The 24,825-nt window shown below is 34.2% G+C and carries 27 protein-coding genes; 12 read left to right on the forward strand and 15 right to left on the reverse strand.

From position 1 onward, the window contains the following. Window positions 1-216: 216 nt before the first annotated feature. The 11 genes from ftsY to L0669_RS23260 form a co-directional block, all read right to left on the reverse strand. Complete coding sequence (gene ftsY, locus L0669_RS23210; RefSeq protein ID WP_173970661.1) at window positions 217-1,170, reverse strand: signal recognition particle-docking protein FtsY; 954 nt, start codon at window positions 1,168-1,170, stop codon at window positions 217-219. 268 nt (window positions 1,171-1,438) lie between these two features. Continuing rightward, window positions 1,439-1,591 (reverse strand): DUF4295 domain-containing protein, encoded by a 153-nt coding sequence (locus tag L0669_RS23215; RefSeq protein WP_072961632.1) that lies wholly within the window; start codon window positions 1,589-1,591, stop codon window positions 1,439-1,441. A 7-nt stretch (window positions 1,592-1,598) separates the two neighbouring features. Then, window positions 1,599-1,781, reverse strand: a complete 183-nt coding sequence (gene rpmG / locus L0669_RS23220) for a 50S ribosomal protein L33 (protein ID WP_008253902.1) — start codon at window positions 1,779-1,781, stop codon at window positions 1,599-1,601. A gap of 27 nt (window positions 1,782-1,808) precedes the next feature. Beyond that, window positions 1,809-2,045, reverse strand: a complete 237-nt coding sequence (gene rpmB / locus L0669_RS23225; protein ID WP_007805815.1) for a 50S ribosomal protein L28 — start codon at window positions 2,043-2,045, stop codon at window positions 1,809-1,811. A gap of 71 nt (window positions 2,046-2,116) precedes the next feature. Next, the gene (locus tag L0669_RS23230) at window positions 2,117-3,370 is read right to left on the reverse strand and encodes a CinA family nicotinamide mononucleotide deamidase-related protein (protein ID WP_263760279.1); all 1,254 of its coding nucleotides are present in this window, start codon (window positions 3,368-3,370) and stop codon (window positions 2,117-2,119) included. Window positions 3,371-3,587: 217 nt separating this feature from the next. Further along, a complete protein-coding gene (locus tag L0669_RS23235) occupies window positions 3,588-3,932 on the reverse strand; it encodes an Hpt domain-containing protein (protein WP_194617623.1) in 345 nt (114 codons plus the stop codon). Then, window positions 3,932-4,543: a fumarylacetoacetate hydrolase family protein gene (locus L0669_RS23240; protein WP_173970659.1), complete on the reverse strand. Its 612-nt coding sequence runs from the start codon at window positions 4,541-4,543 to the stop codon at window positions 3,932-3,934. The genes L0669_RS23235 and L0669_RS23240 overlap by 1 nt, the downstream gene beginning before the upstream one ends. Before the next feature lie 91 nt (window positions 4,544-4,634). Then, entirely contained in the window at window positions 4,635-5,405 is a 771-nt protein-coding gene (locus tag L0669_RS23245; RefSeq protein WP_056252330.1) for a 3'-5' exonuclease, read from the reverse strand. Between the two features lie 217 nt (window positions 5,406-5,622). After that, window positions 5,623-6,948, reverse strand: coding sequence for a dihydrolipoamide acetyltransferase family protein (locus L0669_RS23250; RefSeq protein WP_263760281.1), 1,326 nt, complete (start codon window positions 6,946-6,948; stop codon window positions 5,623-5,625). An 84-nt stretch (window positions 6,949-7,032) separates the two neighbouring features. Then, window positions 7,033-8,196 (reverse strand): glycosyltransferase family 2 protein, encoded by a 1,164-nt coding sequence (locus L0669_RS23255; protein ID WP_263760283.1) that lies wholly within the window; start codon window positions 8,194-8,196, stop codon window positions 7,033-7,035. A gap of 30 nt (window positions 8,197-8,226) precedes the next feature. Continuing rightward, window positions 8,227-9,408 (reverse strand): BamA/TamA family outer membrane protein, encoded by a 1,182-nt coding sequence (locus tag L0669_RS23260; protein WP_263760285.1) that lies wholly within the window; start codon window positions 9,406-9,408, stop codon window positions 8,227-8,229. A 142-nt stretch (window positions 9,409-9,550) separates the two neighbouring features. Between L0669_RS23260 and L0669_RS23265 the strand changes: the two genes are divergently transcribed. Further along, window positions 9,551-10,138 (forward strand): hypothetical protein, encoded by a 588-nt coding sequence (locus L0669_RS23265; protein ID WP_263760287.1) that lies wholly within the window; start codon window positions 9,551-9,553, stop codon window positions 10,136-10,138. A 267-nt stretch (window positions 10,139-10,405) separates the two neighbouring features. On the opposite strand, the gene L0669_RS23270 is transcribed toward L0669_RS23265, so the two are convergent. Beyond that, window positions 10,406-11,596: a DUF5009 domain-containing protein gene (locus tag L0669_RS23270; RefSeq protein WP_263760289.1), complete on the reverse strand. Its 1,191-nt coding sequence runs from the start codon at window positions 11,594-11,596 to the stop codon at window positions 10,406-10,408. Window positions 11,597-11,711: 115 nt separating this feature from the next. On the opposite strand from L0669_RS23270, the gene L0669_RS23275 reads away from it, so the two are divergent. Next, complete coding sequence (locus L0669_RS23275; RefSeq protein WP_173970653.1) at window positions 11,712-12,449, forward strand: tyrosine-protein phosphatase; 738 nt, start codon at window positions 11,712-11,714, stop codon at window positions 12,447-12,449. Window positions 12,450-12,458: 9 nt separating this feature from the next. On the opposite strand, the gene L0669_RS23280 is transcribed toward L0669_RS23275, so the two are convergent. Further along, on the reverse strand, window positions 12,459-13,877 hold the full coding sequence (locus L0669_RS23280; RefSeq protein WP_263760291.1) for an undecaprenyl-phosphate glucose phosphotransferase: 1,419 nt from the start codon (window positions 13,875-13,877) through the stop codon (window positions 12,459-12,461). Window positions 13,878-14,021: 144 nt separating this feature from the next. Here L0669_RS23280 and L0669_RS23285 point away from each other — a divergent pair, with 144 nt between their 5' ends. The 6 genes from L0669_RS23285 (at window position 14,022) to L0669_RS23310 (ending at window position 19,337) form a co-directional block, all read left to right on the forward strand. Further along, entirely contained in the window at window positions 14,022-14,987 is a 966-nt protein-coding gene (locus L0669_RS23285) for a T9SS C-terminal target domain-containing protein (protein ID WP_263760293.1), read from the forward strand. Between the two features lie 91 nt (window positions 14,988-15,078). Beyond that, a complete protein-coding gene (locus L0669_RS23290) occupies window positions 15,079-16,941 on the forward strand; it encodes an ABC-F family ATP-binding cassette domain-containing protein (protein ID WP_173970650.1) in 1,863 nt (620 codons plus the stop codon). A 129-nt stretch (window positions 16,942-17,070) separates the two neighbouring features. After that, window positions 17,071-17,439, forward strand: coding sequence for a four helix bundle protein (locus L0669_RS23295; RefSeq protein WP_263760295.1), 369 nt, complete (start codon window positions 17,071-17,073; stop codon window positions 17,437-17,439). A gap of 153 nt (window positions 17,440-17,592) precedes the next feature. Continuing rightward, on the forward strand, window positions 17,593-18,045 hold the full coding sequence (locus L0669_RS23300) for an FKBP-type peptidyl-prolyl cis-trans isomerase (RefSeq protein WP_263760297.1): 453 nt from the start codon (window positions 17,593-17,595) through the stop codon (window positions 18,043-18,045). Between the two features lie 201 nt (window positions 18,046-18,246). After that, on the forward strand, window positions 18,247-18,789 hold the full coding sequence (locus L0669_RS23305; RefSeq protein ID WP_173970647.1) for a hypothetical protein: 543 nt from the start codon (window positions 18,247-18,249) through the stop codon (window positions 18,787-18,789). Between the two features lie 86 nt (window positions 18,790-18,875). Continuing rightward, on the forward strand, window positions 18,876-19,337 hold the full coding sequence (locus tag L0669_RS23310; protein ID WP_263760299.1) for a GNAT family N-acetyltransferase: 462 nt from the start codon (window positions 18,876-18,878) through the stop codon (window positions 19,335-19,337). 107 nt (window positions 19,338-19,444) lie between these two features. Here L0669_RS23310 and L0669_RS23315 read toward each other — a convergent pair whose 3' ends face one another. Continuing rightward, window positions 19,445-20,995 carry an SDR family NAD(P)-dependent oxidoreductase gene (locus L0669_RS23315; RefSeq protein ID WP_173970671.1) on the reverse strand — a complete coding sequence of 517 codons (1,551 nt, stop codon included), beginning with the start codon at window positions 20,993-20,995 and terminating at the stop codon, window positions 19,445-19,447. A 170-nt stretch (window positions 20,996-21,165) separates the two neighbouring features. Between L0669_RS23315 and L0669_RS23320 the strand changes: the two genes are divergently transcribed. Beyond that, on the forward strand, window positions 21,166-21,945 hold the full coding sequence (locus tag L0669_RS23320; protein WP_263760301.1) for an O-methyltransferase: 780 nt from the start codon (window positions 21,166-21,168) through the stop codon (window positions 21,943-21,945). Between the two features lie 54 nt (window positions 21,946-21,999). Here the strand turns inward: L0669_RS23320 and L0669_RS23325 are convergent, their stop codons facing one another. After that, entirely contained in the window at window positions 22,000-22,659 is a 660-nt protein-coding gene (locus L0669_RS23325; RefSeq protein WP_173970644.1) for a DUF6565 domain-containing protein, read from the reverse strand. A 315-nt stretch (window positions 22,660-22,974) separates the two neighbouring features. Between L0669_RS23325 and L0669_RS23330 the strand changes: the two genes are divergently transcribed. The 3 genes from L0669_RS23330 (at window position 22,975) to L0669_RS23340 (ending at window position 24,764) form a co-directional block, all read left to right on the forward strand. Further along, entirely contained in the window at window positions 22,975-23,661 is a 687-nt protein-coding gene (locus L0669_RS23330) for an ABC transporter ATP-binding protein (RefSeq protein WP_173970643.1), read from the forward strand. Between the two features lie 94 nt (window positions 23,662-23,755). Beyond that, window positions 23,756-24,325 carry a cob(I)yrinic acid a,c-diamide adenosyltransferase gene (locus L0669_RS23335; RefSeq protein WP_173970642.1) on the forward strand — a complete coding sequence of 190 codons (570 nt, stop codon included), beginning with the start codon at window positions 23,756-23,758 and terminating at the stop codon, window positions 24,323-24,325. A 217-nt stretch (window positions 24,326-24,542) separates the two neighbouring features. Beyond that, a complete protein-coding gene (locus tag L0669_RS23340; RefSeq protein WP_007138072.1) occupies window positions 24,543-24,764 on the forward strand; it encodes a DUF2795 domain-containing protein in 222 nt (73 codons plus the stop codon). Window positions 24,765-24,825 lie beyond the last annotated feature (61 nt).

A 24,825-nucleotide genomic window follows, 5' to 3' on the forward strand; every position in this document is an offset into this window, starting at 1 on the left:
AGTGTAAAACCACAAAAAAAGATTACTTCGTGCGTAATCTTTTTAAAACTCCCATAAAAAAGAAAGCTATACCTAAAACCAATAATACATAGTAAAAAGTCGAAATTTTGTCTCGCAATACATTGGCCAGTACAAAACAAATAACACTCCCAAAATAAAAAGTAAGAGGTGTTATATTTTTAAAAGAAGAAAAACTCATTCAATTAATTCTAAAAATTATTTAAAAAAACTATCTACAAACTCGTATTTATTAAATACCTGCAAATCCTCAATTCCTTCACCAACACCAATATATTTTACAGGAATCTGAAACTGGTCAGAAATACCAATTACAACACCACCTTTTGCAGTTCCGTCTAGTTTAGTTACCGCAAGCGAAGTTACCTCAGTTGCAGCCGTAAATTGTTTTGCTTGTTCAAAAGCATTTTGACCTGTAGAACCATCTAAAACCAAAAGTACATCATGAGGCGCATCGGCAACTACCTTTTGCATCACTCGTTTTACCTTGGTAAGCTCGTTCATTAAATTTACTTTATTATGCAAACGTCCGGCAGTATCAATAATAACGACATCGGCATTTTGAGCTACGGCAGATTGCAGAGTATCAAAAGCAACAGAAGCAGGATCACTACCCATATTTTGTCTTACGATAGGCACATCTACACGATCTGCCCAAACTTGCAATTGATCGATAGCAGCAGCACGAAAAGTATCTGCAGCTCCTAAAACGACTTTATAACCCGCTTTTTTAAACTGATAAGCCAGTTTACCAATTGTAGTTGTTTTACCAACTCCATTGACACCAACCACCATTAAAACATATGGCTTTTTATCTTTCGGAATTTCGAACTCAGTTGCTTCTCCGGTATTGGTTTCAGAAAGTAAAGCACCAATTTCTTCACGCAGAATCTGGTTCAATTCGTCTGTACCTAAATATTTGTCTTCGGCAACGCGTTTTTCGATTCTTGAGATTACTTTCAGCGTTGTATTTACACCAACATCAGAAGCAACAAGAATTTCCTCAAGATCATCCAGAACGTCGTCATCGACTTTAGATTTTCCAGCAACAGCTTTGCTTAACTTAGAGAAAAAAGTAGTTTTTGATTTTTCGAGACCTTTGTCTAATGTCTCTTTTTTATCACTAGAGAATAATTTTTTAAAAAAACTCATTTTTATAGGTTGTTAGTTTTTTAGACTATACGATTTTTTGACAATCTAAATAATCCTAATGTTTACAGAAAGACCAATTGCTTTATTTGGCCCCGATAGCATTTATGCTTTATTTCCGTTAAAACGGATAGTAAAGATAGAGATGATAACGGGATTTAATGCTTAAAAAAAAGCCAATTGTTATATTTCTGCAAAATTTTAGACAAATATAAAAAATAAAAAAGCTACTTCCGAATGAAAGTAGCTTTTCTATATACTGTAATTGTTATTATTTCTTTTTCAAGAAAGTATCAACTTCTTCAGGAGCCATAATAGATTCTACGAATGTATATGCACCAGTTTTAGGAGATTTCACCATTTTGATGGCTTTTGATAATCTCTTAGAAGCTGTTTGTAACGATGCTACGGTTTTCTTTGCCATGACTTAATTATTTAATTTCTTTATGAACAGTTACACGTTTCAAGATTGGATTAAATTTTTTAATCTCTAATCTATCCGGAGTATTTTTTTTGTTCTTAGTTGTTATGTATCTTGAAGTACCTGGAACACCAGAAGTCTTGTGCTCAGTACATTCTAAAATTACCTGGATTCTATTACCTTTCTTTGCCATCTTGCTATATATTTATTTAGGAAAAGATTATTTGATAAATCCTTCTGACTGCGCTTTTTTCAAAACAGCAGAAATTCCATTTTTATTAATTGTTTTTATCGTAGATGCTGCTACTCTAAGAGTAATCCATCTATCTTCTTCTGGAAGATAAAAACGCTTTTTAACTAAGTTTACAGAAAATTTTCTCTTAGTTTTGTTCATAGCGTGAGAAACGTTATTTCCTACCATCGCTCTTTTACCTGTAAGGTCACAAACTCTTGACATTATACTTTACTTTTATCGTTATTCAAAATCAGGGTGCAAAGAAAAGAAAAATAAACCATTGTAGCAAAAAATTATTGCACATTTTTTAAAATTTCTTTCTGTAATATTTCTAAACTCTTAATCGTCGCTCTATCTATCACTTTTTCACGTGGTTGACCAAAATTAAATTCTTCGACAATTATACCGTTTGGAGTGGCCAAAGCGATAAAAACAGCTCCGATTTCTGCATCAGAGTCTCCTTTTGTTGGTCCGGCGTTCCCGGTTGTGGCAATTGCATAGTCTGTTTTAAGTATCTCTTTCACATTCAAAGCCATAGCCGATGCAACCTCTGCGCTAACTACCGAAAATTGATCGACCAAATCCTGCGAGACACCGAGAACATTAACCTTCGCCTCGGTTGCATACGAAACTACACTGCCCTTAAAGTAGTTAGATGCTCCTGGAACTGCTGACAAAATCGAGGCGACTTTTCCTCCCGTAAAACTTTCGGCAGTCGAAATGGTTTTATTTTGTCTGGTCAGTATTTTACCCACTACAGATTCTATCGTTTCATTTTCTTCGTAACCAACAATAATATCATGAATGATAGCATCTAATGATTTTACATTTTCTTCGATCGCTGCTTCGAGCAAATCTTTATCCGTTCCTCTAGCTGATAAACGCAAGCGCACTCTTCCGGGATTAGGTAAATAGGCTAACTTGATAAATTCAGGCAAATTATTTTCCCAATGTTCGATACGTTCTGCCACTAGACTCTCGCCCTGCCCATAGGTTAAAATGGTTTTATGGATGATATACGGACGCTTGTATTCACGAACAATTTTAGGAATTATTTCTTCTTCGACTAAATATTTCATTTCGTACGGAACTCCCGGAAGCGAAACAAATACTGTATTTTCTTTTTTCATCCACATTCCCGGCGCAGTTCCCATTTTATTGTGTAAAACGGTACATTTTGACGGAACTAAGGCCTGATCTTTATTTAATTGTGAAATTGGTCGTTTATAAAAACCTTCGATCAATTCTGTCACGTGAGCCAGAACTTCCGGATTTATGACTAGTTCATCATCAAAATAATCGCAGAATGTTTTTTTAGTGACATCATCTTTCGTTGGTCCCAAACCTCCCGTGACAATAACAACATCAACTTTGTTTTGCAATTGCGCAAATGTATCTAAAATGTGTTTTTTGTCATCGCTTATCGAAATCATTTCATGAACTTCGACACCAATTCGGTCGAGTGATTTGGCGATAAAACCAGAATTTGTATCTACAATTTGACCTATTAAAATTTCGTCTCCAATAGTAATGATAGTTGCTTTCATAGCTGTAGAATATTTTCACTTACATAGGTAAGTCATTATTATAAAGAAGATTGTTCTCGCAACGATTTTGCGTGAGGGGTAGTAGCGGCATCCTTTTGTGACAAAATAGACGCCTTTGTTGAGCAAAAGATTTCCGGGAACAAAAGATATAGCGAATAACCCGACCCTGTTTTTGCCTTAAATTAAAAAAGGGCAAAAACAGGGGCACGCCCAAATTTTACAAATCGAAATCTTTTTTAATTTCCTTGATAGCATCTTTTACCTGCACTTTTATACTCTTAAAAGTTTCGATAATTTCTTTTTTCTTGCCTTCGGCTTTTGTCCAGGCCTCGACTTGCAGTATTTCTTCAAAAGCCACATTTAATCCCATTAAATCTAATGTTGGCTTAATTTTGTGCGCATACGAATACGCATATTTATGATCTTTTTTCTTAATCCCTTCTTTGATTTGCTTTAAATCTTCAGGAACTTCGGTAACAAATAATTTTAGAATTTCGTTTACAAATTCAGGATCGTTGTCTGAAAGTGCATACACTTTCGAAAGGTTGTATTTTAAAGCCATTATTTTACTTGTATTCTGAATAATTTTTTATCTTCTAAAAAGCCTTCTAAAACATCATTTGGTTTCACCGAAGCGACACCTTCAGGAGTTCCGGTAAAAATAATATCACCAATTTTTAAAGTAAAAAACTGCGACACATACGAAACAAGTTCATCAATTTTCCAAAGCATAAAGCTTGTATTGCCTTTTTGAACTGTTTTAGAATTGTTTGTTAACTCAAATGTAAGATTTTCCATCGAAATAAAATCAGTTTTTGGTAAAAAGTCTCCAATAACCGCAGAGCCGTCAAATGCTTTTGCTTTTTCCCAAGGCAATCCTTTTGCTTTCAATTTATCCTGCAAATCTCTGGCAGTAAAGTCGATACCTACACTTATTTCATCGTAGTACTTGTGCGCAAACTTAGGTTCAATGTACTTTCCTACTTTGTTAATTTTAACAATTATCTCTATTTCGTGATGAATTTCTTCAGAAAATTCCGGAATTACAAACGGATGCTGCTTCAACAAAACTGCCGAATCCGGTTTCATAAAAACCACCGGTTCTGTCGGACGCTCGTTTTGTAGTTCCTCAATATGATTGGTATAATTTCTACCGATACAGATGATCTTCATTTCTTTATAAGTTACTAAGTTACTAAGCTACTAAGACTCTAAGAAACTATGCAAAAAACTTAGCACCTTAGAACCTTAGCAACTCAGAACCTTATTTCGTATTTAACTTTCTTAATTTTATTGCTGTCAAAACCTTTTTAGTATACAAAGGAAAATCAGCGTTTTGAATCCAGCTGAAATATCCAGGTTCGGTTTCAAGGATTTTATCGACTTTGGCACCTTTGTGTTTTCCGAAGGTAAAAATCTCTTCGTTATCTTTATCAAAAGCAATCATTCCGGCAAAATCAGCAATCTTTTTACGGGTTGTAAATTCAGACAATGATTTCATGTCGTTTTCAAGATCCGGATAACGATCTAATTGCGCTTTTAAGATTTCGTACGTTGCCATAGTATCTGCTTCTGCAGAATGGGCATTTTCTAAACTTTTTCCGCAATAGAATTTCAATGCAGCGCTTAGCGTACGCTCTTCCATTTTATGAAAGATAGTCTGCACATCTACTGACACTTTATTTTTCATATCAAAATCTACTCCGGCGCGAAGTAATTCTTCTGCCAAAAGCGGGATATCGAAACGATCTGAGTTAAAACCACCCAAATCACTATCCTTAATCATATTATGAATTTGCGGCGCCAATTCATTAAACGTTGGCTCGTTGGCTACTTTTTCATCTGTAATACCATGAACGGCGGTGGTTTGCGGCGGAATTGGAATGGTAGGATTCACCAACCAGGTTTTACTTTCTTTATTTCCGTTTGGAAAAACTTTGAATATCGAAATTTCTACAATTCGATCTTTACCGATATCAATTCCGGTTGTTTCAAGATCAAAAAAGCAAATTGGTTTGTTGAGTTTGAGTTCCATTTTTAAATTTTATAAGATTACAAATGTAATTTTTAAAGCCGAATTTCCTCTTTTATTCTTGATTTTTTTAAAGAAAAATAGGCTCAATTTGACGATTTTAACTTTTGAATTCATTCTGAAAGAAGATCAAACTTGAATTCCTTAACGTTTTCTTACAAAACAAAAAACCCGAAAAATCATTAAAATTTTTCGGGTTTGAATTTATTTTTATTTGATTTTAGAAATCTCTGTCAATATCAAAAGCTTCTAAATATTCTGCAACTCTTTTTACGAAACTTCCACCTAAAGCTCCATCAACAACTCTGTGATCGTAAGAGTGAGAAAGGAACATTTTTTGACGGATTCCGATAAAATCACCTTCCGGAGTTTCGATAACCGCAGGCACTTTACGAATCGCTCCAAGAGCAAGAATACCTACTTGCGGCTGATTGATAATCGGCGTTCCAAAAACACTTCCAAAAGTTCCCACATTTGTCACTGTATAAGTTCCGCCTTGTGTATCGTCTGGTTTTAGTTTTCCTGCTTTTGCACGGTTTCCTAAATCGTTCACCGCTTTTGCCATTCCAACTAAATTCAATTGATCTGCATTTTTAATTACAGGTACAATTAAGTTTCCGTTTGGTAAAGCCGCCGCCATTCCTAAATTTATATTTTTCTTTTTGATGATATAATCACCATCTACAGAAATGTTCATTCCAGGGAAATCTTTCAATGCTTTTGCAACCGCTTCCATCATAATTGGCGTAAAAGTCAACTTCTCGCCTTCTCTTTTTTCGAAAGCTGTTTTTACTTTTTCTCTCCATTTTACGATGTTCGTTACATCAACTTCGATAAACGATTGTACGTGAGCCGAAGTTTGTACCGAAGCAGTCATATAACCTGAAATCAGTTTACGCATTCTGTCCATTTCGATGATTTCGTCACCGCCATTTACAGAAACCGGAACTGCTTGCTGGCTTTTTTGAACCGGAGCTGCCTGAGCTACTGGTTCTGCCGCTTTTGGAGCCTGAACTACCGCTTTTGGAGTTTCGACAACACCTGATTTGCGGTTTTCAATATGTTTTAAAATATCTTCTTTTGTTACGCGGCCATCTTTTCCTGAACCGGCAATGCTTTCTAATTCAGCAACAGAAATACCTTCTTCTTTCGCAATATTTTTTACTAATGGAGAAAAGAATTTATCAGATCCTGAAAAATCCTGCGGAGCAGCAACTGCTTCTTTAGCCGTTTCAATTGTTGCTTCAAGTGCAGCAACTTCTGCCGGAGCAGCAGCTTCTTCAGCTTTTGCAGCTGGAGCATCACCTTCAGTTTCAATAATTGCAATAGTTTGTCCTACCTGAACCAGATCGTCTTTGCCAAACAACTGTTCGACTAAAATTCCTGAAACTTCGCTTGGTACTTCACTGTCAACCTTATCAGTCGCAATTTCCAGTACTGCTTCATCAGCTTCAATTTTGTCTCCTACTTCTTTCAACCAGTTGGTAATAGTTGCTTCAGCGACACTCTCTCCCATTTTAGGAAGTTTTAATTCAAATCTTGCCATATTGTTAATCTAAAGGATGATTTTGATTTTCTGATTGCGAAATTACTGAATATTTTAAATATAAATTACACTTAATATAATTTTTTACTCAATTTTTATAATTTGCCCCCTGTCATTTCGGGAATTACTCCCAATAATAAAATTTGTGTTTTTAGGGAAAATCTTAAAAGTAATGTTCTTATCTCTAAGAGTTTCTATGATTTTGATACATTTTTTGAATGAAACATAATGATTATCCAAAATAATCTCCGTCTTTTTACCCTTAAAATTCAGGCACGAATTTACCATTTTTTCTTTTTTTAAATCCAAAAACAGTACTTTATTTTTTAAAATAGAAGGTAACTTTTCAGACAAATTTTTATTTGAAGAGTAAAAAACGATACTTTCAGGCAATGGTTTTGGTGTGGTTTTTCCCTGAAACATTTTTATAAAAGAGAAAAAGAAAATGCCAATTTGAATAAAAAATTCAAAAAACCACGACTTCTTAAAATGCTTTTGATAGAAAAAATGCATTGCTTCCTGAAAGCGTTTCATGTATTTTTCGTCTTTCACAGTACTTTCTCCTTTATAATGCAAAACGGTGGTTTCGTGAAAGTAGAAATTGGTTTTATTTTTAAGTAACATTCGGTACGACAAATCGATATCATCTGCATACATAAAGCATTTTTCGTCAAAACCTTCTATGTCTAAATACAAATCACGTTGCATCAGCATAAAAGCCCCCACCAGAATTTCTACTTTTCCGGTTTGATTCTCCTTTATATGTTGTGCGTAATATTGATTGAAAAGTTTCGAATTTGGAAAAACTTTATACAATCCAAAAACTTTTGTAAAAGCGACCCAGGGCGTTGGGATACCGCGCTTACTTTCCGGCAGAAAATTTCCTGTTCCGTCGATTAATCTGCAGCCTACAATACCCAGATTAATTTGCCTTTCGGCGAAAGCCAAAATCTTTACGAACGTATCTTCAGCAACAACAGTATCAGGATTAAGTATACAAATATATTTCCCCGAAGCTTGTTCCACTCCAATATTATTGCCTTTTGGAAAACCAAAATTGGCGGTGTTTTCGATTAATTTTACGCTTGGGAATTTACTTTTCATCATCAAACAACTCTCATCAGTCGAATTATTATCGACTACAATAATTTCGGCATCTATTGTCGAGATGGCGTCCTGAACACTTAAAACGCATTGTTCCAGAAAGTAACGCACATTATAATTAAGAATAATTACCGATAATTGCATGAAAAACGAAGGAATTGATTTTTTCGAAAGTTAGAAATTTTCGGCCAAACCCAATCGCAATGACCAATCGTTTTTACTTACACCAAAATCCAGAATCAAATTACTATTATTTTGCTTGTTCCATTTAATGCGTAATCCGGCTCCTGCTGCGGGATTCCATTTTTTAAAATCATAAGTATCCAATTTAGAAACCGAAGAAAGATTGGTAAAAAATACCGCGCCCCAGAATCCGTTTTTAGAAATATCAGTTCGATATTCGGTTTCAAAATAAATTAACGCATTGCTTCTAAATCTGTTTCTGGTAAAACCGCGACCTGTTTTTCCGTCCCGATCCCAGCCAATACTGGGCAAATCAAGATAATGGGGTTTTCCGCTAAACGTAGACCAATAGAAAGCTCTGTAGGCCAAAACCCTGTGTTTGTATTTGCTAAAAGAATGGTATTTTCTGGCATCAAAATAAAATGATTTCCATTTTTCGCCCTCTACTCCACTGGTATTAATTCTGTAATCAGCCTCGACATATAAACCTTGCTCCGGATTTACGTTGTTTTTTCTGGAATCATACAAAGCCTGAACAGCCACTCCAAAAGAGGTTTCATCAGAAAAATCTCCGTTCATATACTTCACATAATCAGTTTCATCATCAATATAAGATTGCTCAGAAATATTTTGATAATTATCCAGCAACAAACCCAATCCCAAACGAAAATCTCCGATAACTTTTCGGGTGGCAAACTGATAAAAACGCCATTGCTGATAATCGAGAGTCGACATTTTTTTATCAGTATTGTGTCCGCCAAGTCCGTAAGTAGGTTGCGGATAAATCATGTATCGGTAATCTCCAATAAAATTCCACTTGTTGTCTTTTGTATAAATATAGGACTGAATAGGAAATACATATTGTTTGGTAAAACTAAAATAAGGCGAAAATACCACCTGAGACATTTTTGTCGTATTACTGTCGCCCAGATAAAATGTGGTTAAAAACGAAACCACCAAACCTGCACTTTTATTGGCATCTATAGGTACAGGAAGCAGCGAAAAAGCTACTTTTTTGTCCGGATTCATTCGAAGTGAATCATTTTTATGAAAAAGTTTGTACAAAACATCTAAAATATCTTTTTTGTTATTCACTATTGAATCGTTTTGCGAATAACAAAAAGGCATCGTGAAAAAGAAAAATAAAATTATAGGATATTTCAGATTTTTCATTTCGTAAAACTTTAAGAAACAACTTCTTACAAATTTAAAATTAATTTTAAAACAGAAGCTATTTTAGAAATAATAAAAAAAAGAAAAACATAACAGATTATAAAAAAGCATATTTTTGAGTTTGAATATTAATTTCATTTCCATGAAAAACCAAATGTCGATTAAGATTACATCTTTACTTTTCATTCTAATAATGGGATTCTTTACATTAGGATTTATTGTTATTGAAAAAGATTCCAATAAAGATTTAGTCAAAACCTCAACCTGGTTTATTGCGGGTCCAGCTTTAGAAAATCAGGAAATGATTAATCGTATTCGCGAGGAAAAAGGAATTATTAAAGTAACGGCAAAAGATAATCCGAAAGGTGAAATCGAATTGAATGTTTTAATTACAAATTCGGATTCTAATGATGGCGCACCGACGAATTTATCTAAAGATTCTAAATTTGTGCTGATTACTTACAAATCTTCTCATTTGATAAAATTGCAAGCACGAGAAGGCAATATTGAAGGAACAGGCTGCGTACATGGCGGTTCGCATCCGCGAGTGGATTTATCTCCTTCGCCAAAAAAATTTACAACCGTTAAAATTCCGTGGTCTGATTTTAAACTAGACGGACTACCTGATGGAAAACTTTTAGACATTCATAATCTTTGTAAATTCAATTTTGTGAATTACAATCCGGTTTCGGGAGCATTTTTAGAAATTAAATCCGTAATTATTGATTAGAACTTCCCGAGATTGAAATGAGAATATTTGACCGCAATCCCGATAGCTATCGGGAGATAAGATTTACGCTAAGTTCGCTAAGTTTTTTTTTTAAAAGCTGGATTTTAATTTGCTCGCAAAGTCGCGAAGACGCTAAGTTTGTTTTTATATTCTGCTTATTTAAATGCGAAGTTCGCAAAGCTATAAAGATACAGCTTTGCGAACTTTGTGTTTTTATTCAAGCTTCAAGATTAAAAAAACTTTGCGCCCTTTGCGGTTAAATTCCCTTTACAAATGCAATTGAATTTTATACTTATTACATAATTTCATTACAAATAACATAATCGTCGAAAATACCAATGCCCAGATAATTCCCGGAATGCCTACGCGGAAATATCCCGGAATAATATGAATATTAACAGCTTTGCAGAAATAATAGATTACGCCAGGCAAAATATAAATCAATAACGGATTTGCCGCTGCAGGCATAAAGAAATTACTCCACTTGGTTTGTTTTTTAATCTCCATTAGCCAATATAAAAAGTAAAACAGCACGGTACAAATTGTTGCCGAAAACATTGTCCAGGACGGAGTTCCTTTTATTTTTGAGATTCCGAAATAAGGTCTTAATAAATATGCTGTTGCAAAAAACAGAACCGCAAAACCTATTACCGCCCAATTGATTTTGGCAGCTACTTTTCGGTCAAAAAACAATAACGAAATTATCACTCCCGCCGAAACTAATGCGGCATGGGTTAAATGTCCGGCGATAAAACTCAGCCAGGATGTTTGCTGTACAAAAGATCCTTCGATTAGATTCATAGAATTTGCAGCAACACAAACTACCAAAAAAGCAATCATTGCCCATAAATTTCCCGAAACAATCCAATAATAAACTACTGTAAAAAGATACGCCCAGCCTATTAAGCCCAAAATTCCCCACCATTTTGGCGTCATCCCGATTTCACCATTATCCTGAACATATAAAAAGTATAGCATAACAAGAACTAACATTCCGCCATATTGTAATGTATTTTTTAACCAAACCGGAAAATCTTTTCCGTATTTATTCCAGATCGGGATTGGCATCGCGTAAGCCAAAAGCGCCCAGAAAACTGGTGTGATAATCATTTTCGAAGCATCGTAACCATATTCTGCATTGACCATAAAAACACCTATGATAATTAAAGCCAACGCTCTTTTTAAAGTATGTGTCCAGATGGTTTTAGCGCTGTCTCCTTTAAGTAATCGCGCATTAAAAGCAAACGGAACCGACATTCCGACAATAAATAAAAAGGCAGGAAAAACAACATCTACAAAAGTCATTGCATCAGCATCAGCCGGCATGTGTTTCATCCATTGCGGAACGTCTGAAATACTTGCCAACTCATTTACAAAAATCATAACAAATATTGTAATTCCTCGTAAAGCATCAATAGAAATAATCCTTTGATTGTATAAATTTTCTTTAATTTTCATAAAATAGTAGGTTTATAGCAATCTCAAATATAATATAATTCTGAAATGTTAGGTTACAATTGTTACATTAAAAATTAACCATAACAAATTCTTCCTATTTCCATACTTTTGCAACATGCTATCCTTCTTAAAATCAAAGCCCGTTTTAAAAGATCTTTTATCAGATCATTATGTTGATATTCATTCGCACTTTATACCAGGAATTGATGATGGCGCAAAAACCATAACCGACACGCGAAAACTGATCACCGCATTTGAGGAAATTGGAATTTCTCATATTATTACGACGCCTCATATAAGTCATTATATATGGAATAATACTTCGGAAATTATTACGGCCAAACATCAGGAAACAAAACTCCTGCTCGACGAAAGCAATAATACAATTCCTTTTGAGGCTGCTGCCGAATACTTTATAGACGATTGGTTTGAAACTCATTTTAAAACCGAAAAACTCCTGACCTTAAAAGACAATTATGTTCTGGTCGAAATATCATATCAAAATGCTCCTATGCATCTTTACAAAACACTTTTTGAGTTGCAGGTTGCAGGATATATTCCGGTTTTGGCACATCCGGAACGTTATTTATATTATCGAAAAGACTTTGGTGAATATGAGAAACTAAAAAAAGCGGGATGTTTATTTCAGCTCAATTTGTTGTCTACGGTAGGTTATTACGGAGAAAGAATCAGCAAAATTGCAGAAGAACTTCTAAAAAAAGGAATGTATGATTTTACAGGAACAGATGTTCATCATATGAAACATATCGCGTCTTTTAATGAAAAAGTAAAGATTGACAACATTTCTAGTCTTAAGGAAGTAATCGCCAATAATCAATTTTTCAAATCTTAAGAAAAGGTATTAATACGCGTTTTCTTCGCCTTTGAATATATTAATGATTGTTTTGATGATAATTTTGATGTCGAGCAATAAACTCCAATTTTCGATATACCAGATATCATATTCTACGCGATTTTCCATATCGCTTAACACTTTGGTTTCACCTCGAAAACCGTTAACCTGAGCCCAGCCGGTAATTCCGGGTTTGGCATATTGGCGCACCAAATAGTTATTGATAAGATCGCTGTACTCTTTGGCCAGATTTACCATGTGCGGCCTTGGCCCTACTATAGACATGTCGCCCCATAAAACATTAAAAAACTGCGGCAGTTCATCAATACTGGTTTTACGAATAAAAGCACCAAATTTAGTAATACGGCTATCTCCTTTTTCGGCTTGTTTTCTATGCGCCAAACCGTTTACATACATGCTTCTGAATTTAAAACACATAAATGATCGGTTATCTCGACCTGAACGTTCTTGCTTAAAAAATACAGGTCCAGGCGATTCTATTTTAATGATGAGCATGATAATGGGAAACAACCACGGAAAAATCAATAAAATGACCACTATTGAAAAACAAATATCGAATACTTTTTTTAGAAGTCTGTTTACCGGAAATTCTAAAGGTTCTGTCCTGAACATTAATACAGGCGTATTTTCATAAAAAGCAACCTCAACTTTACTCGATTTGGTGTACAACTGAAAATCCGGAATAAACTTAATCCTGACCATATTTTGTTCGCAAATCCTTGTCAATTCATTAATTACTTTGATATTATCAATGTGTAAAGCCACATACATTTCATCGACTTTTTTCTCGATAACAAATTCTCGAATTGCATCAAATCCTCCTAAAACAGATTTTGGATCTACAATTTCGTCGTCGATATTTTCATCAAAAAAACCTAAAAAACGATATCCGTAAGTTAAATCTTTGGCTAATATTTTGCGTATTTTTTCACCTGATAAATTGGCTCCAACAACAATAAAAGTTTTAAAATTATAGCCTTGTGCTCTAATATACTTTAAAAGCTTCATCGATAGATAACGGGAGATCATCAATAATGCGAAGAAAATCAAATAAAAAGAGACCAGTCTAAGTCGGGAAATATCAGTGTATTTTAAGTAAACAACAAAAATCGAAATTAAAGCGGCATGAATAATTAGCTTTTTGATGGTTCTGACTAATATGGATTCTATTGGTTCTACGCGTATACTTCGGTTAGAATCATTTTGAAGCAATAATGCCACCCAGATTAAAATAGCCAGTAAGGAAACGGTTCTTTCTTCTTTAGATAAAAGTTTATCTAAACTGCCAAATCGGGCCAACGCAGAGAGTATAGTCGCGATATTTAACAATACCACATCTACTATAACAAATAAAAGTTTAAAATAGCGAGAAAAACGGTAATGTGACAGTTTTTGTAAAATTTTCATGCTGGGGAATTATACCTACAAATATTAAATAAAAATCTGATTAATCAGCACCGCAAAATAGCATTTTAATTATATTTCTCAATAGTATTTAAAGCTATTCTTTAAAACTTTACTTTTATGTTATGCAAATTTAATATTGCAGTCATGATAAAAACGATTTTATTCTTTTGCCTGATTTTTTCATCGGGATATGCACAAATTAAGGGTTGCACCGATCCGCTTTCTAAAAATTACAACCCGAATGCAACAGTAAATGATGGAAGCTGCTTGTATAAAAATTTTAAAATAAAACCGGAATACTCCATTAAACTAAGTGATTCTATTCATGAAACTTCAGGATTAATTGCTTTCGACAATCTTTTATGGACTCACAATGACGATCATGACAAAACAATCTACGGATTAGATACGTTAGGAAAAATTCACAAAAAAATCATTCTGGACAAAGTAACTAATAATGACTGGGAAGAAATCTCTCAGGATAGCACTCATTTATATATTGGAGATTTTGGAAATAACGCTTCAGGAAACAGAACAGATTTGAATATTCTAAAAATTGAAAAAAAATCTTTTTTAGAAGGAAGTCCAATTATTGAGAAAATTGCATTTCAATATTCTGATCAAACTGATTTATCTTCTAAAAAACCAAACACCACCAATTTTGATTGTGAAGCTTTTATCATCTCCAAAGACAGTATTTATTTGTTTACCAAACAATGGAGTTCTTCTAAAACTACTATTTATGTTTTACCCAAGCAGTCCGGCGATCACGTTGCACAACTAAAACATAGTATTGACACCAAAGGTTTGGTAACTGGCGCTACTTATCTGGAAGATAAAAAACTAATTGTTCTTTGTGGTTATTCTAAAATTGGAAAACCATTTTTATATCTTTTATACGATTATAGAAACGATGATTTTTTATCCGGAAACAAACGCAGAATTACTGTAAAATTTCCCATACTCCAAATAGAAGGAATTACGACTCAAGATGGTTTACATTATTATTTAACGAATGAATCTTTGGTTAGAAAACCTATTATTAATGTTCCGCAGCAAATTCATCGTATTGATTTAAGTCCGGTTCTAAATTCCTATCTCCATAAATAATTCGCAAATAGCAATATAAAAGTTTACTTTTGCAAAAAAGTTATGTTTTGTAAAACATTCTTAACTTATAATTTATAACACCCAGTTTATAGTGAATTACTTATCTGTAGAAAATATATCGAAGTCATTTGGCGAAAAAACGCTTTTTGACAACATTTCATTTGGAATCAATAAAGACCAAAAAATTGCTTTTATTGCTAAAAATGGTTCTGGAAAAACAACCATTATGAGCATTATTAATGGTTTAGACGAACCAGATACTGGTCAGGTAGTTTTAAGAAAAGGCATTAAAATGGCTTTTTTATCGCAAAACAATAATTTGCAGGAAGAACTGACTATCGAAGAAAGTATTTTCGCCTCAGATAACGAGACTTTAAAAGTAATTGAGAAATACGAAAAAGCACTAGAAAATCCGGACGACGAAGAAGCATATCAAAAAGCTTTTGACGGAATGGACCAACATAATGCATGGGATTTCGAAACGCAATACAAGCAGATTTTATTCAAATTAAAACTGGAAGATTTTAAACTTAAAGTAAAAAATCTTTCGGGTGGACAAAAAAAACGTCTTTCATTGGCGATTATCCTAATCAATCGTCCTGATTTATTGATTCTGGATGAGCCTACCAACCACTTAGATCTTGAAATGATCGAATGGCTTGAAAGTTATTTTGCCAAAGAAAATATTACGTTGTTTATGGTTACGCACGACCGTTTCTTTTTAGAGCGCGTTTGTAATGAAATCATCGAACTTGACAACGGAAAATTATACCAATACAAAGGAAATTATTCTTATTATTTAGAGAAAAAAGAAGAAAGAATTACCTCTGAAAATGCCAGCGTTGACAAAGCAAAAAACTTATTTGTAAAAGAATTAGAATGGATGCGCCGTCAGCCAAAAGCAAGAACAACGAAATCAAAATCGCGTCAGGATGATTTTTATGTAATTAAAGAAAAAGCACAAAGTCGTCGTCGCGAAAACAAAGTTGAGCTTGAAATTAATATGGAACGTATGGGAAGCAAGATTATCGAGCTTCACAAAATTTCTAAAAAATTCAAGGATCATGTTATTCTGGACAACTTTAGTTTCGATTTTCAACGCGGAGAACGTATTGGAATTATTGGTAAAAACGGAACCGGAAAATCTACTTTCTTAAATCTTTTAACAGGAACACTTCCACTAGATAGTGGTCGCGTGGTAAAAGGTGAAACGATAAAAATTGGTTACTACACACAAACTGGTATCAACCCGAAACCAAATCAGCGCGTAATTGATATTATCAAAGAATACGGAGAATTTATTCCGTTAGCAAAAGGCCGTATGATTTCGGCTTCGCAATTGCTAGAGCGTTTTCTTTTTGATGCTAAAAAACAATACGATTTCGTAGAAAAATTAAGCGGAGGAGAATTGAAACGTTTGTATTTATGTACCGTTCTGATTCAGAATCCTAACTTCCTTATTCTGGATGAGCCAACAAACGATTTAGATATTGTTACGCTAAACGTTTTAGAAAGTTTTCTTTTAGATTATCCTGGTTGTTTGCTTGTAGTATCGCACGACCGTTATTTTATGGATAAAATTGTAGATCACTTATTTGTTTTCAGAGGAAATGGTGAAATCGAAAACTTCCCAGGAAACTATTCTGATTTCAGAGCTTACGAAGACAGTGCCGATGTAGCACAAAAAGAAGAAAACAAAGCCGAAAAGAAAGACTGGAAACAAAATAACCCAACAGGAAACCTAACTTTCAATGAGCAAAAAGAATATCAAAAACTAGAAAGAGAAATTAAAGATCTTGAAATAGATAAAACTAAAATCGAGCAATTATTCTCTGACGGAAAAGTAGCCGACGCTGATATCGAGAAAAAAGCAAACGAACTACAAAACATCATCAATAAAATAGACCAGAAAGAAGAACGTTGGTTTGAGCTTTCGGCTAAGATTGAGGGATAATTTTTTTTAGTTTTCAGTCTCGGTCCCAGTCTCAGTTTTCAGTGGCAGTTTTCAGTTTGTCTGTAAATACAGCTTCTTAAATAAGTAATCTTTTTCTTTCTTTTTTTTATTTTTGTAAAAAAGAAAGAAATGGATTTTAAAGAACTATTGGCTTACAAAAAGTCGTTTGAACTTGCAATGGAAATATTTGAACTTTCTAAAGAATTTCCAAAAGAAGAAAGATATTCATTAACTGATCAAATAAGGCGTTCTTCAAGAAGTGTTTCAGCAAATATTGCAGAATCGTATCGAAAGAGAAGATACATCAATCATTTTATAAGTAAATTGACAGATAGTGATGCTGAAAACTCAGAAACCAATGTTTGGCTAGAATTTTCTCTTAGGTGTGAATATATCAATCAGGAAAAATTTGATCAATTGAATATGAAAAATATTGAGATCGGAAAACTAATAAATTACATGATCAACAACCCAGGTAAATTTGGATGTAATATTTAATAGCCCCAATATAAAACTGAGACTGAGACTAAAAACTGAGACCGAGACTGAGACTGAGACTGAGACTGAGACTGAGACTGAGACTGAAAACCGAGACCGAGACTGAAAACTAAATTTTACTATATTTGGAACTTTAAAAAAAATCCATACTTTATGAAATACCTTTTAACTTCATTACTGACATTAACACTTTTTATTTCTTGCTCAAAAGACGACCAAAAAGATTACACTGCCGAAAACGACAAAGAAATCGCTGATTACATCGCAAAAAAGAATCTAACAGCTCACAAAACTGAATCTGGTTTGTATTATGTAATTGATGTTCCTGGAACAGGAACGCAACCTACTGCAAAATCGAATGTTACTGTAGCTTACAGAGGTACATTTACTGACGGAACAGTGTTTGATCAAAGTAGTTCAGATGGACTTTCGTTTAATTTATATGAAGTTATACCAGGATGGACAGAGGGAATTCCTTTTTTCAAAACCGGAGGAAGTGGTATTCTTTTAGTTCCTTCAAGACTTGCATACGGAAACGACGGTAGAGGAAAAATCCCAGGAGGTGCAGTTCTTGTTTTTGACATTAAACTGATCAAAGTAAACTAAGACATCAAATTTACAATCCATAAAAAGCCACAGCAGAATTATTTTTTGTTGTGGTTTTCTTTTTTCTATTAAATAGTCAAAATGAAATAGCAGCAAAAATTTCATTATGTAATGATTCTAAAAAATTGTGTAAAAGATAGTTAGTCTATTTTACGAGCTTTGTTAAAGTGAAAACACATTCACTCTTAAAAACTTATAAAAATGGAAAATTTACATAATCCTGACGGAACGAAACGCGAAGTATTAACTGGAATGTTTTCAGATCGCGACAGTATAGAAAGAGCTTATACTACTTTAAATGATAGAGGTTATACAAAAGATGAAATCAACCTTATCATGTCAGACGAAACCAGAAAAAAACATTATTCTGATAAAGATGATCATTCGGAATTAGGAACAAAAGCTGCCGAAACTGCCGGAACAGGATCTGCCATTGGCGGAACAATTGGTGCTATTGTAGGCGTTGTTGCTGCATTAGGAACAAGTTTGGTTATTCCCGGATTGGGCTTAATTATCGCTGGTCCGCTTGCTGCAGGATTGGCTGGAGCTGGTGCAGGAGGAATTACCGGAGGTTTAATTGGTGCTTTAGTAGGATCTGGAATTCCGGAAGACCGAGCAAAAATTTACGAAGATGGAATTAAAGAAGGAAATGTAGTTTTAGGTGTTCACCCACGTAATAGTGAAGATGCCGAATATTTAGAACAGCAATGGCAAGCTAATAATGGTGTAAATATATACAGATAATCTATTTCTCACTCAATAAAAAAACCACAACAGAAAATTATTTGTTGTGGTTTTTTATTTTTGTCTAAAGAAATATTACGAATAAAATGAAATTTGAAATACAACCTTATAATGACAGATTTAAAGAACAGTTGATTCTTGTTTGGGAAAATTCTGTGCGTGCTACACATCATTTTTTGGCTGCAGCCGATATTAATTATTATAAAACAATTGTATCCGGCATTGATTTTAATTCTTTTCCAGTATTTTGTCTTATAGAAACAGAAACTGATAGTGTACTTGGATTTATGGGCATTGCAGATTATAAAATCGAAATGTTGTTTCTTGCTCCGGAATCTATCGGTAAAGGATTGGGCAAAACATTAATAAATTTTGCTATTAATGAACTGCATGTAGACAAAGTCGATGTAAACGAACAAAATCAAAATGCTGTAAATTTTTATTCAAAATTTGGATTTGTACGCTACGATAGAACCGATAGAGATGATGAAGGAAAAGACTACCCTATTTTAAAAATGAAACTAGAAAACGCAGCTAATAAAATTTAAAAGTATCATTTATAATTTCAAAAAAGCCACAACAAAATTTAATTCTGTTGTGGCTTTTTTGGGTCAGTCAGAAAACTGAAAACTGCGACCGGGACTGAAAACTAATCCTACCACGGAATCGGGTTATAATCTTTTAGAAATTTTCCGCACCAATGTTTTCCTGTATTGATTCCGTCAAACAAAGGATCCATAACACGAGCTGCACCGTCGACAATATCCAATGGTGGTTGAAAATCTTCTAATTCCTGTTTCTTTTTGGCTAATTCGGCAGGATCTTCATCGGTTACCCAGCCTGTATCAACAGCATTCATAAAAATACCATGTTTGGCCAAAGTTCCGGATGATGTATGCGTTAGCATATTCAGCGCTGCTTTTGCCATATTAGTATGCGGATGACGATCTTCTTTAAAAAAGCGATGAAACTTCCCTTCCATAGCCGAAACATTTATAATATGCTTTTGTCCGGTATTGTCTTTTTTCATGACTTCCGAAAGTCGGTTGCATAATACAAAAGGCGCAACAGAATTTACCAATTGCACTTCGATCATTTCAGTAGTTTCAATTTGGCCCAAACGCAAACGCCAACTATTCGTTTTACGCAAATCCACTTGTTGTAAATCGGCATCAAGTTCTCCTTCCGGAAAAACCTCATTAGCAACCAATGCATTATCAAACGAATACGGAATTTGCGACAATTGAGCCGAAGCTCGCAAACCAATTCCAGGTTCAGGTCCGTGCCAGGTTACCGGCATATTTTCGTTGGAAGATGCTCCCGTTGTCAGGATTTTTAATTCATCAAGACAATTAAGATGATCCGCTAATAATTCCTGAGCTTGTTTGGGCAATGCGCTTAGAGGCAATTCTTCATTTTGCATTAAATGCGAATAAAACCCCGCAGGACGTCTTACCGTTTGTGCTGCATTATTAATTAAAATATCGAGGCGTTCGTATTTTTGCTCAATAAAATTGCAAAAAATCTCCACACTCGGAATATGTCTTAAATCTAAACCATGAATTTTTAGGCGATGCCCCCACTCCATAAAATCTTCTTCTTTGGCAAAACGCAAAGCCGAATCTACCGGAAAACGAGTTGTAGCAATAACAGTTGCTCCACCGCGCAAAAGCATCAACGTAATATGGTATCCTATTTTTAAACGAGAACCTGTAATAATCGCAACTTGTCCTTTTACATCAGCGGTCTGGAAACGTTTGGCATAATTAAAATCGCCACAATCTGTACACATTGTATCATAAAAATGATGCATTTTAGTAAATTCTGTTTTACAAACGTAGCAATTTCTTGGAGTTTCAAGTTCTAATTGCTCTTTGTGAGCAAGATCATTAAGAGCTAATAATTTAGGAGCAACAAATATGCTGGCTTCACGTGCATGACGAATTCCCGTTTCTTTACGAGCAGTTTTGTCTTTCTTTTCTTTTTTACGTTTGGCAGCCTGAACTCCATCTTTTTTTCTTCTCGAAAATTCATCTCTGTCAGGTCTCGAAAACATTCCGGCTTCTTTGATCAGAGCAATTCGCTGTTCTTTCGGAATATCAAATATCTGATCTGTATTGGCATTCAATTGTGCTAAAATAGCAATGCATCGATTAATTTCTTCAGAAGATATCTTGCTTATATCTTCTATTTCTTCCTTCAACATCATAAAAAACGTATTACTATTAGCTTAAATTAAAGTTCGCAAATATAGTCTTTTTAATAGTCATAAAGTTCAAAGTCAAAAGTCGTAAAGTATCGCTTTGTATCTTTAAAACTTTCGACTTTACGACTTTCGACTTTTTTGTATCTTCGCAGCCAGATGTAACTATTTCTATGCTATTTCAGATAAAATCTTATTTAAAATTCCTTTGGAATTCCAAAAACGAACACGGAGTACATTCTCCATTTGTATTTAATTTACTGACGAAATGTTTTTACGATAAAAAATCAAAACCTGAATATTCAATTTTGAAACGGTATCGAAAATCACTCACAGAAAATAAAAATTTTATAGAAGTTACTGATTTTGGTGCGGGATCAAAAGTATTCAAATCAAACAGAAGGCAAATATCTAAAATAGCCACAACAGCAGGAATTTCGCCAAAACGTGCCGAATTATTGTTTAGAGTTACGAATTATTTTCAGCCAAAAAACATTCTCGAAATAGGCACATCACTTGGTCTTGCCACTTCTGCTTTAGCATTAGGCAATCCAAAAGCAAAAATTATCACACTAGAAGGTTGTCCGGAAACGGGAAATGTTGCTAAAAACCATTTAGATCATTTTGATTGTAAAAATGTCGACACCATTATAACTGAATTTGAAGACTTTTTAGTTCGTACCAATCTTCAGGCTACAGATTACGACCTCATTTATTTTGATGGAAATCATTCGAAAAAAGCAACCTTAACATATTTCGATCTTTTACTGACTACTATCACCAACGATTCTGTTTGGATTTTTGATGATATTCATTGGTCACCTGAAATGGAAGAAGCCTGGAAAGCGATTAAAGATCATCCAAAAGTAACCGTAACCATTGATACTTTTCAATGGGGATTTGTATTTTTCAGGTACGAACAGGAAAAAGAACATTTTGTGATTAGGGCATAAAAAAAATGGCAACCATTTCTGATTGCCATTCTAATACTAATTCAATATACTTAATTATTTTTTTGCATCCTTGTTTTCTTCAGATTTTGCTCCCATTCTGTTAAGAGTGTACATTGGAGCAAATTTCACTTTCAAACCAGCAATTTTTCTGTTATCTTCAGAGGTAAGACCTTCTTTTTCAACCGTATTTTTTCGGCTGTCAAGCGCTTCATACATGATTTTAATTTTATCCCAATCTTCACGGGAATATTTATCTTTATTATTTTCTACGGTATGAACAAATTGTTGGTATACGCTATGAATATTTTTAGCATTTACCCAGTCAAAATTCATATCCTCTCCAATTTTTCCTTCACCAAATAAAGAATTTCTTAATTGTTGTTGTGGGCTTGGAGCCGGAGGGGCAAAAACGGTGGTCATTTCTTTTTTAAACTCTTCGTATTTTGTTTTACTCGCATTTATTTTTTCTGTCGCAGCAGAGTTGTCTTTAATGTCTGCAAGTGCCACCTGAGCTTCTGCAGCTTTTCTGTCATATTCTGCTTCAACATCTTTCCAATCGGCTTTTAGATCATCGGCTTTTACATTTTTAACCGAATCAACGTAGGCTACATAAGCATCGACTGTTTTTTGAGCTTTTTCTTGTTTTTCATCTTTACACGATGTAAAGGCTAGTGCAATAAATGCAATTCCTGATAATAATTGTATGTTTTTCATAATTCTGATTATTTTACGATTAGATATTAACAAATATAGACTACAAAAAAGCGCTTAACATTACATAATTATCACTTTTAAAATATTTAAAACATTATAATTCAATAAAATCACGAAAAAATGGTAATTATAAAAAAACAATACACAACGATATAACATGTTTTACTAGGATTGGTTTATACTTTAAATAGAAACAGTAATCATGTAAGAGTGATTACTTAAACACAGTCGTTTCTGTAACAAAAATCAATTATGGACTACTTATCGTTTATTGAAAAGTGTTTTGTACTTTTAAATCCAAAATTGTAAATCGAAATGGCAAACCCATTAATTAAAATAACCGACATTAAACGAAACTTTGTATTAGGCAACGAAATTGTTTATGTATTAAAAGGAATAGACTTAGAAATCAACAAAGGCGAATACGTAGCTTTAATGGGACCTTCAGGATCCGGAAAGTCGACTTTAATGAATTTATTGGGTTGCCTGGATACGCCAACTTCCGGACATTATGTGTTAAATGGAAAAGATGTAAGCCAAATGAAAGATGATGAATTGGCCGGAATTCGAAACAAAGAAATTGGATTCGTTTTTCAGACCTTTAATCTTTTACCCAGAACAACCGCTTTAGATAATGTGGCGTTACCTATGATTTACGCCGGATATTCAAAATCCGAAAGAAATGCTCGCGCTACAGAAGTTTTAAAACAAGTAAATCTGGCCGACAGAATGGATCACCAGCCGAATCAGCTATCAGGAGGTCAACGTCAGCGTGTTGCCATTGCCCGAGCTTTGGTTAATAAACCTTCTATTATCTTAGCCGATGAACCTACAGGAAACTTAGACAGTAAAACCTCTGTAGAAATCATGAAACTTTTTGGTGATATTCATGCTCAGGGAAATACCGTAATTCTGGTAACCCACGAAGAAGACATTGCAGCCTATGCACATCGTGTAATTCGTTTACGTGATGGTTTGATTGAAAGCGACACGACGAAATAATTTTAGATTTCTGATTTTAGATTATTTTCTAAATCTAAAATTTGAGCTACAGCATTTCAATCTAAAATCATAAATCTACAATCTAAAATAAAAAATGAAAGTATATACAAAAACCGGAGACAAAGGAACAACTGCTCTTTTTGGAGGCACGCGCGTTCCTAAAGATCACATTCGCATTGACAGTTACGGAACTGTAGACGAATTGAACTCCTATATAGGACTCATTCGCGATCAGGAAATGGATGCGCATTATAAAACGATATTAATCGAAATTCAGGACCGTCTTTTTACTGTTGGAGCTATTTTAGCAACTCCGGCAGAAAAAGAAGTATTGAAAAACGGTGAACTTCGACTAAAAAATCTCGGAATAATCGATTCTGATATTGAATTATTAGAAAACGAAATCGACAAAATGGAAGAAAGTCTTCCGCAAATGACTCATTTTGTTTTGCCAGGAGGACATCCAACCGTGTCACATTGTCATATTGCACGTTGTATATGCCGTCGTGCAGAGCGTTTGGCAGTACATTTAAGCCATAATGAACACGTTCCTGAAATCGCAATTAAGTACTTAAACCGACTTTCTGACTACCTTTTTGTCTTGGCACGGAAGTTGTCCTCAGACTTAAAAGCGGATGAAGTGAAGTGGATTCCGAGAAAGTAAACAGTCGCAGTTTTCAGTTTTCAAACTGCAAGCCAGCACCAAAAACTGAATACAAAAAAATACAGCAATCAGTAACAAATTTCAGTTTTAAGACTGAAAACTGGCACTGAAAACTGAATACTAGTAGAGACGTTCTTAAATTTTATTAAAATAAATCAAAATTTACTTGTCTTTTTCAGTAAAAAATTTATTTTTGCACAAACTAAACAGATAACAGATGTATTGGACATTAGAATTAGCATCTTATTTAAGTGATGCGCCATGGCCTGCTAACAAAGATGAACTTATAGACTACGCTATTAGAGCTGGTGCTCCATTAGAAGTAGTAGAAAACCTTCAATCAATCGAAGATGAAGGAGAGATATATGAATCAATGGAAGAAATTTGGCCTGATTATCCAACAGACGAAGATTATCTTTGGAACGAGGATGAATATTAAAAAATAAACCAAAGAAAAAAGTCTCATCACCGAGGCTTTTTTTTTGGTTCAAATACACATT

This window comes from Flavobacterium bizetiae, from assembly GCF_024271895.1.
Classification (GTDB): domain Bacteria; phylum Bacteroidota; class Bacteroidia; order Flavobacteriales; family Flavobacteriaceae; genus Flavobacterium; species Flavobacterium bizetiae.